Origin of the sequence: Ruminococcus sp. XPD3002 (assembly GCA_900119535.1) — a bacterium.
GTDB classification, from domain to species: Bacteria; Bacillota; Clostridia; order Oscillospirales; family Ruminococcaceae; genus Ruminococcus; species Ruminococcus flavefaciens_H.
In genome coordinates, this window is sequence record FPJT01000001.1 from 253,827 (window position 1) to 265,162 (window position 11,336).

Genomic DNA, 11,336 nt, shown 5'->3' on the forward strand with positions numbered 1-11,336 from the left:
TTTTGGAATGCTTTTTTCGCTGTTTTTCAACTTTGCCATAAAGTATACTTTTTGAGACTTTAATTAAACAAAAATAGCCGCCATTAACTGGCGGCATAGTATTCATATCAAATTTTTTATAGTATCAAAGTATCTCCTCATCTCGGCATTGTCAGGTCCAATTTGCATTGCAAACGCAATTTGTCCGAGAAGGGAACGCAAGTATTTGTCAGAGGGAATATCGAGTCCCTTTCGGTTGATACTTTCAACAGCTCCGTACTTCTGACAGTAGTATACTTCCTGACGTATGGCTCTGCGCTGACTACGGGAGAGAACAGGCTTTTCGTTTACAACTATACCTGTTACACGCTGCTGCTGCGACGAACTGATAAACACTGTCTTTTTATCATTGAGCGTAAATCCCATATGATACAGCTTACTCCTGACCTTACTTATGATCCGACTTTCACGAATAGCTGATTTTGTCCCGGAGAACGTCATATCATCGCAGTAGCGGGTATAGGTGATATTGTTTCTGCGGCACCAGCATCCCAGCTTTTCGTCGAATTGCTTCATTACCAGATTAGCAATATATGGTGATGTAGGAGCTCCCTGCGGAAGTCTTGTCTTATAGGTACAGAGGTGCGTCAGCAGTGCAGTTGCGGGAACAGATAGTCCAAGATGCTTCATCACAAGATAGACCATATCATCATCAATGCTGTCGAAGAAGTGTGATATATCGAGTTTCAGAACACATTCCTTTCCGACGTGAGGTGAGGCGTTATCAAGCAGGGACTTCCCCTTGCAATAGGCAGTTGAATGATCCGAGACTTCAAGCTGATACAGATAGCATTCAAGTATCCTGCGCTGTACCATTTTAAGGAAAGCATTAGGTACACTGAGCCTGCGGTTCTTGTGTCCACGTCCGTGGTGAATGACTACCGTGTGATAGTTTTCGTATGTACTGCCACGGCGCTTCTTGCGAGGCTTATAATTGTTGCTGAGCATATATAGCTTATTTACGGGAACATCGAGCGCTTCCGATATTTTTATAATGTCAGCATCAAGCATACCTGAAGTCTCCTTCCGTTTTAAAATAAACAGCCGACGGCACAAAAGCATTAAAATGTTCGGAGCCGAATTTCTATTAACGAAGTTAATTCATGATTCGGTGGAGAACTTTTTATATCGGTAATATTCCTGAAATCATCCGCGGCGACTCGCCGCAGCTTTGCTTGTGCAAATTCGCTGCCGACGGCTGTTTTATTGATTATATCACATTAACCTTATATTTACAAGTGTTATTTCAAAATACTCCGAAGCATCCTTCATACACATCTTCTCCAAGCATATACTTCACATCACGAAGAGCCTCATGAAGCATATCGGTATCAAACAGCATCTGTTCGACTTCATCATAGCTGTAGTATTCAAGCAGGAGTTCAACGTCCTCGCTGTCTACTCCATAGAATCCGCACATCATAAGAAGGTCATTTTCATAATTCTTATCATTTGTTCCGTAATCGAACCAGTCATACAGACGGCGCGAGCGATATATATAATGAGGTTCAGTATAGTCGAAGCTGCTTATCGATAGTTTACCGCCGCTGTCAATGCGGACAATATTACCGCTTTCGACCTTAGTATTTTCACACACGGAATTAAAGCGTAATTTCTTGAAGGCATTGAAAAGTATCTCTGTTGTTGACGCATACAGGTAAAGTCCGTATTCGGGAAAATGCATGAGCGTTAGCGGATTATCGCCTTTCAAAAGGAACAGCGTATTATCGTCTCTCAAAACGGTGAACACAAAGCTGCCGAGGACAGTCTCCGCAACTGATTTCAACGCAGTACTGTCAACTGCATCCATTTTTTCTAACAGCTGAACGGCAACATAGGTGTCTGTTTCAATTCTGGTTGCAGGAAGATGATTGCTCTTCTGTATCTCTCCGTCATTGTATAGAACGCCGTTATGAGCAAGGGAAAAGCTATGTGACGTAGTTCTCCCCTCAAAAGGATGATTATTGTAATTACGCTTAGCGTCACCCTGAGTTGTCATTCGGTTATGACCGATAAGAGCCGTTGTGTCAGTAGGAAACACAAGCTTCATTTTGTGAGCAGGTTTAGCCTTCTTGAACGTGACGATCCTGCCGTTTCTGACATAGCTTATCCCTGTTGCATCTGTTCCTCTGCACTCGGCATTTACTGATATTTCGCGCAATATCCGTGTTAACAGCTTGTGAGGTATCTTTTTTCCGTAGTTTAAAAGCCCATATACAGCACACATTTTTATTCCTCCTTTTCATCATCATAGCCGATACTGTCTATAGCTCCGCCTGCAAGCAGTATCGTTGCAATAACACCGACAGTCTTAAGTACATCTTTTATATCTTTTTCAGTTTCTTCGTCAATGTCGAAAATGTCCGATAATAAGCCCATTTTACATGTCCTCCTCTGCATTGATATTCTCGTTGATATACAGCCGACGTTCCTTCAGGTATTGTATCAGCTCAGGCTCTGTAAGCGTACCGACAAACTCGCTCCAGCTCATATTAGCAATACCGTCGTCGGTCAGACTGATAGCAAGGTCACAGATAGTGTTTACAAGCTCCAGTGCGGCTATCAGGGTATTGTATTTGAGCGTACCTCTGAACAATCTAAATTCGATAGTTGAATAATTGCAAAGATTTACCGCGGCATAGCGTCCTTGACAGCCCTTTTTAGCCTTGTCCAGTATTTCCTTACCTGTTTTTTCGTATCCGTAACGAGCTGCCCAACGATTGATTGAATATTCGCTTCGACGTGAGAACTTGAGAAGCTCCGCCCAGTGAGTCTCAACGAAGAACAGGATACGGCTGATAACTTCGTCCTGCTCCTCACGTTCTTCACCAAAACAGTCTCTGTTTACGTGTATGTGCAGTCCGCAAGTTGAAGTCTGGTGCGAGCGATAACCCAGTGATATAGCCTTTTGCATTATGTTGTCCCAACAGAAGGTTTTGTGATATTCAAGATCCATGGGATGCGTTACGAGCTCTAAACCTTCATCGAGTGAACCGTCCGATTTGACATAAATATGCTCACCGTGAACGTTGGCGATTTCCTTGAGAAAACGGGCATTATCATTATCTTTTCCACCACAATCAATTTCAAGCTCGACGCCAAAGAAACGCTTGCCTTCGCCATAAAATATCGGTTCCGGTTTGTAGTTATACTCTTCAATTTCAGTGCTCATATCGTCATAGCATCTGTCACAGTACGGATAATCGTCACGCCAGTTGACGTGGTCATCATGAATTATCCTGTTACAGCATTCACAGCGGTGATAGAAATCGTTATAACAGCCCTGACAAAGAGTGATATCATCATCTTGTACCGCATCATCGATGATAATTCTTTCTCCGCATCTGTCGCAGATTACGGTATTTTCGTCTATGCAGACGTCGCACCATATCTGACCGTTGACGGTATCATAGTCCTCGTTTTCAATGCGGTCACAGCAATGAGCGCAGTATATTTCGTTTTGGTTCTTTTCCATTTTAGACCTCCGTAAATAGATTGAGCCGTCCCGAAGGACGGCATTCGTGTTTAATATTCGCTTGAAAGCAGCATGGTGCTGTGACTGTCGTCATCAATGACGTACAGCTTTTCCGTGATCGGATCATCCGACGGGAGCAGGTACTCCATACGGTATTCCGGCTCTTCTGAGGTGTGAGTGATACACTGTAGATTCCCCACAGGTTTAAGCTCGAAGACCTGTAAATAGTCCTTCGGCTCGGGGAGACGCTCAACGCACTCCCACATAAAAAGCTGAAGTTCTATGGGAATAGTGCTGTCAACTCCGCAGGTGAGGTATCGGCTGTTGTCAAACACAGGTTGTTCCTCCTTTCTGAATTTGATTACCACGAACATGGTATCGCTATAATAATATATATACAGAAAAGAGAAATTCTCGGAACAGGCTATATATAGAAAAAAATAAAAGCTTTCATTATGAAATAATTATTATTTCATAATAATTATATATATTTACAAAATTGAAAAAATAGGATCCTGTCATTGCACTGAAAGAAAAATGCACTTCATTTCAGCTTCACCGCCCCATTACGGGGCGGCGGTATATGAAAAAAGCTGTATCGATAGCGACACAGCTGCGAGAAAAAGATATTATGCATCGGAAAGAATTAACCGAAGCATTCTGCTTATATAATAGTATATGTTTATGGACAATTCTGAGATCAGATATGCAGAGAAATTGTGATACGCATAAGAATCAGCGGCGAACATTCAGCGGTCAAGGTATGGAGAGCATATCTGAGTGATTATTTTTGGCTAAAACAGTACATATATGTAATTCCGTAATACGTTTTCTCTATACTTATATCCTGTAATATATAATAGCAAAATATCTGTATCGGATACACAACATAAGTATGTTGAAGATGTATACGGAATAATATATACACAGGAGTGATCATTATGAAAGATCAAAAAGAAAAGAAAGTACCGTTACCAATGAAAGTAAGAGAATCAACATTACAAGAGTTGGATCAGATCGCTAAAGAGAAAGGAGTTCCACGTTCTGATATTGCGGCATACAGGATAGAGCACTATCCGATCCCTCTGACACCGGAACTTATGGCGGAGTTACAGAATTCTGCAAACAAGAAATACGAGGAGCTTAAACCTGATATGCCGGAAGAAGCTGTCAGGATACAGAGAAAGGTGATGGAATTATGGAAACTCTTAAAGTGATATTACATACAAACGGCAATGATAAATGTCTGAAGAATGTTGTGAACTATCCAATAGGAAAGGATCAGGTGCTGAAGGAAGGATTCGGGATAGATGCGGATAATCCCCGTAACGCATACGAACAGTTCAAAATAGCAGCACATTTTTGGGGCAACGAGAATAAGACGCCTGTATTCCACTATGTGACATCATATACGGAAGAGACTGCGTCTACACCGGAACAGGCTATGGAACTTACAAAGGCTATATTCAAACCGCTCACAGATACGCATCTTGCGGGAATAGGTATACACGAAAAGCAAAGGGACGAATGCCGATATCACGGTCATACCGCCATGAGTCCCACTGATTTGAAGAGTGGTGAGATGCTTTATGCGGATAACACTACAAACTACGGTCTGGCGCAGCGCATGGCTGATGTAACAGGAAAACCTACTCAGCTCATTGTCAGGAAAGAGGACGGAACTGAATGGATCTGCAAACAGAAGTTCGTTCCACATGAGGATGAATGATTATGATTTGCTGCTTCCGGCTTAATGAAGGATACTGAGGCTGCTGAAAGTAATACCGGTATTCCCTTGACAAAGAAAAATGAAGTATGATATAATTAATCTGCAAACATGGAACAGAGTTGTTTTCAAAATGTTTACAATCATTATATGATAAAGGAGTTGACAGCTATGCAGAAGTTTGTTATAATGCGACAGACAGGGCATAGCTATGTAAACTCGCAGAATAATGGTGATCAAGGCGCATTATGCTTTTAAGGGCATAGTGTGCCTTTTTATATTTTAAGGAGGAGAAATAATGAAAAAGGGTTTATTTGCAATTTGTATGGCAGCGGTCATGCTGACAGGCTGCGGAAATGCTGCAACATCGGGGGAAAGCACCGTAGATACAAGCTCAAAGGCTGATACGGCTTCTTCGGCGGTTTCAGATGACGAAAGCAAGGATGAAGCGAATTCGGAGACAGAAACGCCTACTGAACAAGCTGAGGAAGAATTAAACTATAGTGGCAGCATTTCTTACGATGTTGAAATTCCTTATCCTGCAAGGTTATATAAGCATACGGCTTCTTCTTGTGAGCTTTATGCAACAGATGAGGTATCAAATCCGGATTATAACGAGGATACTGTAGTGTATTTTGCTGTTGACTCGTCTTCTTATGATGTGCCTGATACCCTTGAAGATTTTTTAGAGAAGGCGTTTTCCACTGATTTAAGCTCTAATATAACAGATATTATTTATTCTGCTTATAGCGAATCAGCAATTGATTGTGTCATTGATTCAAAGGAAGAAAAAGAGGTGTTAGGCTATAAGGCGCTTCGTGTATCCGGAAGAGTTTCTTTGTATAATGATGACCGCCAAGTCAACTTTGCGGCATATGTTTCTAAATTTAAGGATTGGGACGGCAAAGAGGATGAGGCTGTTATGTGGATCGCTTTTACCATTTCAAATAATGAAAAAGAGCTTAATGATATGAATTATTTTGTTGATCTTTCGTTAACAAAAGCAAAGCTTAATGATGCGATGGAGTCCTACAAAGAAGAACAATAAGACAAAGCACCTGCTTCAGAGGTGCGCCGATATAGAAGTTTTGATCCTAAGAAAAAAGGCTGCGTAACTTGCGCAGCCTTTATCTGTATGATATTTGAAGTCTTTACGTTGTTTTCAGTCTACCCTGAGCCTTTCAACAATGCTTTCCCTGCATATCTTATTATATGCCATTGAGGGGATCAATGCTGAAAGAAATACGAGTATCGGGATGCAGATAAGTATCGGAAGCAGTGTAAAATGATATGAGAAGTAGGAAAGACCTTCTGTGACCATTTTAACGACTGAATAGCTGAAAACTGCGCTGAAAAGGAATGAGCATACAGCAGTCAGAGCTGCATAATGGATGCCTTCCCACATCAGCATGGAAGATTGCTGTTTACCCGTCATACCGACTGCATTCATCATAGCAAGTTCGCGTTTGCGTGAGAGGATACCTGTCACGACCGCATTTACAAAATTCAGGATACCGATGAGTGCGAGTATACCTGAGAGCGTACCTCCGACCAGCTTAATCATTTTCATGAAGTCGCTGTATTCTTCTGCGTAAGTCTTCTTGCTTTTAATGATGAGGTCGGAATTGTAACTGCCTGTCAGCATACTTATCTGACTATCCGCATCTTCAAAGTGTCCGTCTTCAGCATTCACCAGAACTGTCATCGCATTCGGCTGGTTTACCAGTTCGGAGTATGCTTTTTCGGAGATCATCACCTGAGCGCCGAGGGGATAGTAGGACTGGGTGCTTAATGCATAGGGCATTTCACAAATAGCCATAACTTCAAAGTCCTGTGTTTTTCCGTCCCAGGTTGAAAGCGTGAGAGTATCACCGATCTCATAGAACTGATCGTCTGTTGAATCCTCAGCAGCACCGATATAATCTGTCATAACTAAAGCATAATTTCCGCTTTCAAATTTCTTAATGTCCGAAATTCCTTCTGTTGACTCGAAATAGCGAAGAAGCTCCGGTGAAATACCGTAAATATCAGTGATTACCTCTCCGTTTGCTGCTTCTTCAAATGCATCAAACGAATCTGTATCTGCATAGGTGTCAAGCAAAGCATTAAGACGTTCAAGAGGCTTTCCGCCGAGCTTGAGTCTGCCCCATGCGAAGAATACGGGATCAACTTCGGCAACGCCGTCAGCCTGACGCAGAGAGCTTATAACTTCGGGAGATATTTTCTGATAAGTATCCTCGTCATTCTGTGAAGCCTGATCCTGCTTTATAACGAAATCACCGACTATCTGTGAGCTGATATATTTGTCAAGATCGATCCCGCGCAGAACAGTGAACATAGTGTTTACAAGTATCAGACTGAGTGAAAGGGAGAGAACAACTATCACAGTTTTTTTACGGCTGCGTGACATATTGCTTCTTGCTGTTGAAAAGGGACTGACTTTAACAGTCTTTCTTGTTTTTTTACCACAGGAAATATCTGTGTCATTATAGCGAAGGGCTTCGATAGGTGAAACTCTGCCTGCTATCCTGCATGGCTTGCGGCAGCTTGCCATTACAGTTGCAAATGTAAATACTGCGGCTATAAGACACATCAGGAAAAGAAGCTTTGCACTGATTTCATAACTGCCTTCCGATCTGATATTCAGCGTTCTCATGATCGAGCCTGTAATAAGTTTACCAAGGAGGGATCCGAGTATCAGTCCTGACGGTATGCCGATAACACAATAAACTACAGCCTGAATACGTACCATGCGGCTAAGCTGTCTTGATGTGGTACCGATTGTTTTCAGCAGACCGTATCTGCGGATATTGGACGAAATGTTGATGTGAAAGATGTTATAGATGATGAGGTATCCTGCTGCAAAAATGACCAGCAGAATGAGTATTCCGCCTGCAAGTGCTTCACCGTCTATATTGCCTGCGGAGTATGCCCAGTTTATACCGATATCGGGACGATTTTCAGAAGTACCGTAAATACGTGTGAGCAGTTTTTTCGCCTTGCCTGAGATATCCCAGCTGCTGTGGAAGTTGAAATCCACCATATAATAGCCTGTATACAGCGGAGACTGCGGAGAAAACGGAGTACTCGGAGTAGGGGCATATATATCAGCAAAGGCTTTTGATACCCAGCTTTCCTGTGCCATAGCGAGACGGTCTCCCTTCCAGTAGCCGCAGAGCGAAAAACTATGCTCTGTGATCTCGCCGTCCCTGTCAAGAATAATGGGGACCTCTGTTCCGAGCTCATGCGGAAGTCCGAGTTCATCAAGGACAAGTGTGCTGACTGCTATCTCGTTCTCTTTCTCGGGAAGTCGTCCTGTTGTGGGCAGGCAGAACATTGCTTCCGCAGCTTCATCGTTTCCTGCACAGTTTAACTCGACTGAGATCTTTTTCAGTTCATCATTCACAGCTCGTCCGACAATGATACGATAAACAACATCGCAGGCAGCACTGTCCGCTTTAACTTTTTCGTGATCTTCGGGAAGAACGCATTTCAGACCTGCCATTCTGTTTCCGCCGACCTGACGCATAGTTTCCTGCTGTATACCGTTTATCAGGCTTCCGCCTACAGAAGTAAGTGCAGTGAAAAGGATACAGGTAAGAACGATTGAAAGAATGACTACAACATTCATTTTTCGGTTCGCTTTCAGTTCACGGAACGCAAGACGTCTTATGACCTGACGGTTATTCACTTTAGTCATTTTGTCAGCCCCCTCATATCCGATGTCAGAATACCCTCACTCTCGGCAGAATCCAAACTCGTGTAAGGGCGACCGCCTTTGATGATATGACCGTCCTCAATGCGGATGATACGGTCTGCCATCTGTGCAATGGCTTCATTGTGAGTTATCATTACAATGGTCTGGCTGAACTTCTGTCCCGTAACTTTAAGGAGACTCAGTACGTCCTGAGAGGTCTTGCTGTCAAGATTGCCTGTTGGCTCGTCTGCAAGGATAATGGCAGGCTTTGCGGCAAGTGCCCTTGCAATGGCAACTCGCTGCTGCTGACCTCCCGAAAGCTGGTTAGGCAGACGTTCCTGCATATTTTCAATGCCGAGAGCATTTATTACCTCTCCTACAAACTTCTCGTCTACTGTATTATCGTCAAGCTGTATCGGGAATACGATGTTTTCGTACACATTCAGCGTAGGTACAAGATTGAAAGACTGGAATACAAAGCCAATCTTGCGTCTGCGGAAGATAGTCAGCGCCTCGTCCTTAAGGGAAAAGATGTCTTTACCTTCCACAAATACCTTGCCCGATGTAGGTCTGTCGAGTCCGCCGAGCATATGCAGGAGCGTTGATTTGCCGCTTCCCGATGTGCCGACTATTGCCGCAAATTCTCCCTGTTCCACACTGAAATATGCCTGATCCAGTGCTGTTACTTTATTCTGCCCTTTACCGTATACCTTGGTAAGCGCTTCAGTTTTTAAAATTTCCATGTTATCACCTCACAAAAAATGCAGTGAATTTCTTTCACTGCACTTATTGTAACAAAGGATCCTTTCGAGAATCTTTCTGAAATCTAACAGTTCTGACAGAATTCACTTTGGCAGGAACACTCTGAACACCGAGCCTTTTCCTGCGCCCGATTCTGCTGTGATATATCCGCCCTGTCCTTCGATTATCTGTCTGCTGAGGTACAGTCCGATACCGACGCCGTTCTGCTCACGGACATTCTGTCCGCGATAGAATCTGCCGAAAATACGGGGGAGTTCATTCTCTGCAATACCGATGCCGTGATCGGATATGACAATGCTGACGAACATCTCAAACTCCTTCACAGATACGGTGATCCTGCTGTTGGCAGGGGAATACTTCACAGCATTATCCAGAATATTGAACAGTGCTTCCTGTGTCCATTTGCGGTCGAATTTTGCGGTACAGTTTTCGGGAGTATAAGCAATCTCTATCTGTTTGCTGTCGGCTTTGGGAGTGATCTGCTCTATTGTCGGTCTTATGACGCTGTCAGTATCACTTTCACAGGCTGAGAACTGAAATGTACCTGTTTCCAGCCGTGATGTCTTGACCAGTGACTGTATCAGGAATTCGAGCTTTTCCGCCTGTGTACGTATCTCGTCGGCAAGCTCACGGCTTTGTCCGCTGAGTTCCTGTTCCTGTAAAAGCTGTGTGTACAGCAGGATATTTGAAAGCGGTGTTCTGGTCTGGTGTGAAATATCCGATACAAGTTCTTTCAGTTTTTCACGTTCCTGTTCTGTTTTCTGCGCAGAGAGCTTCGAGGAGGTCAGATACCTCAGCCACTTTGATTCTAATTTGGAGAGCTTTGTTTCATCATAATCGGATTCGGAAAATGTACCGTTGATACCGTCCTCCAGCATTTTGTCAAGGTGTGCGATAAGCTTTTTGTCAGTGAACATTATTCAGCCCTCCACACATAACCGATACCGTAGACCGTCTGGATGCGTTCCGAAGCATTCAGCTTTTTGCGGAGTCTGCCGACTGTAACAGACAGCGCATTTTCATCCACATATTCCGCACCGTCCGTCCATATCCTGTCAACGAGCTGTTCTCTCGTGAGTGTCTGTTCCGGATTCTGCGTAAGAAGCCGCAGAAGTTTCTGTTCCGTTTTGCTTAATTTTGCGGAAGTGCCGTTGACATTGAATTCCATTTTCTCAAAATCGAACATATAACATGAATCAGAATATACGCCCGATTTCGGACGTTCAGATTTCCGCAGCACTTTATCTATCCTTGCCCGTAGTACCATAAGACTGAAAGGTTTTGTGATGTAATCGTCTGCACCAAGTTCGAGTCCCGTGACTTCATCGGTTTCGAGGTCGTTTGCCGTAAGGATGATAACAGGAACATCCGATGTCTGACGGAGTTTTCTGAGGAGATCGAAGCCGTTACCGTCGGGCAGGTTGATATCGAGGATGATTAGATCGGTGGGTTCTGATATACGGAATTCGCCGAGTGTGTGGAGCTGTTTGAAAGAATAGTCTGCATGTTTCAGAGCAAGGACAATACCGTTGTTCAGACCGATATCGTCTTCAATGATAGTGATGTGCTTCATAGTGGAACCTCGCTGATAAGTATTGATATAATTGTATCACAGATAGTACGAAAAAGCAAGGGAG

Annotated in this window: 12 protein-coding genes; 3 read left to right on the top strand and 9 right to left on the bottom strand. The window is 43.3% G+C overall.

The window, feature by feature from the left end; all coding sequences use genetic code 11:
• Window positions 1-102 precede the first annotated feature (102 nt).
• The 5 genes from BT127_RS01010 to BT127_RS01025 form a co-directional block, all read right to left on the bottom strand.
• Entirely contained in the window at window positions 103-1,050 is a 948-nt protein-coding gene (locus BT127_RS01010; protein WP_075423162.1) for a reverse transcriptase family protein, read from the bottom strand.
• A gap of 235 nt (window positions 1,051-1,285) precedes the next feature.
• On the bottom strand, window positions 1,286-2,266 hold the full coding sequence (locus tag BT127_RS01015; protein WP_075423163.1) for a class II glutamine amidotransferase: 981 nt from the start codon (window positions 2,264-2,266) through the stop codon (window positions 1,286-1,288).
• 2 nt (window positions 2,267-2,268) lie between these two features.
• Window positions 2,269-2,418, bottom strand: a complete 150-nt coding sequence (locus BT127_RS16625; protein WP_175541892.1) for a hypothetical protein — start codon at window positions 2,416-2,418, stop codon at window positions 2,269-2,271.
• A gap of 1 nt (window position 2,419) precedes the next feature.
• Entirely contained in the window at window positions 2,420-3,514 is a 1,095-nt protein-coding gene (locus BT127_RS01020) for an amidoligase family protein (protein WP_075423164.1), read from the bottom strand.
• Window positions 3,515-3,564: 50 nt separating this feature from the next.
• Window positions 3,565-3,849 carry a DUF960 domain-containing protein gene (locus BT127_RS01025; RefSeq protein ID WP_075423165.1) on the bottom strand — a complete coding sequence of 95 codons (285 nt, stop codon included), beginning with the start codon at window positions 3,847-3,849 and terminating at the stop codon, window positions 3,565-3,567.
• A gap of 606 nt (window positions 3,850-4,455) precedes the next feature.
• Between BT127_RS01025 and BT127_RS01030 the strand changes: the two genes are divergently transcribed.
• The 3 genes from BT127_RS01030 (at window position 4,456) to BT127_RS01040 (ending at window position 6,288) form a co-directional block, all read left to right on the top strand.
• A complete protein-coding gene (locus tag BT127_RS01030; protein WP_075423166.1) occupies window positions 4,456-4,731 on the top strand; it encodes a hypothetical protein in 276 nt (91 codons plus the stop codon).
• A complete protein-coding gene (locus BT127_RS01035) occupies window positions 4,713-5,243 on the top strand; it encodes a relaxase/mobilization nuclease domain-containing protein (RefSeq protein WP_075423167.1) in 531 nt (176 codons plus the stop codon). Before BT127_RS01030 ends, BT127_RS01035 begins: the two co-directional genes overlap by 19 nt.
• A 295-nt stretch (window positions 5,244-5,538) precedes the next feature.
• Window positions 5,539-6,288, top strand: a complete 750-nt coding sequence (locus BT127_RS01040; protein ID WP_075423168.1) for a hypothetical protein — start codon at window positions 5,539-5,541, stop codon at window positions 6,286-6,288.
• Window positions 6,289-6,402: 114 nt separating this feature from the next.
• Here BT127_RS01040 and BT127_RS01045 read toward each other — a convergent pair whose 3' ends face one another.
• From BT127_RS01045 to BT127_RS01060, 4 genes are all read right to left on the bottom strand, one after another.
• Complete coding sequence (locus BT127_RS01045; RefSeq protein WP_075423169.1) at window positions 6,403-8,940, bottom strand: ABC transporter permease; 2,538 nt, start codon at window positions 8,938-8,940, stop codon at window positions 6,403-6,405.
• The gene (locus BT127_RS01050) at window positions 8,937-9,680 is read right to left on the bottom strand and encodes an ABC transporter ATP-binding protein (protein WP_082334840.1); all 744 of its coding nucleotides are present in this window, start codon (window positions 9,678-9,680) and stop codon (window positions 8,937-8,939) included. The genes BT127_RS01045 and BT127_RS01050 overlap by 4 nt, the downstream gene beginning before the upstream one ends.
• A gap of 102 nt (window positions 9,681-9,782) precedes the next feature.
• The gene (locus tag BT127_RS01055) at window positions 9,783-10,616 is read right to left on the bottom strand and encodes a sensor histidine kinase (RefSeq protein ID WP_082334841.1); all 834 of its coding nucleotides are present in this window, start codon (window positions 10,614-10,616) and stop codon (window positions 9,783-9,785) included.
• Complete coding sequence (locus BT127_RS01060) at window positions 10,616-11,272, bottom strand: response regulator transcription factor (protein ID WP_075423170.1); 657 nt, start codon at window positions 11,270-11,272, stop codon at window positions 10,616-10,618. Before BT127_RS01060 ends, BT127_RS01055 begins: the two co-directional genes overlap by 1 nt.
• Window positions 11,273-11,336: the final 64 nt, after the last annotated feature.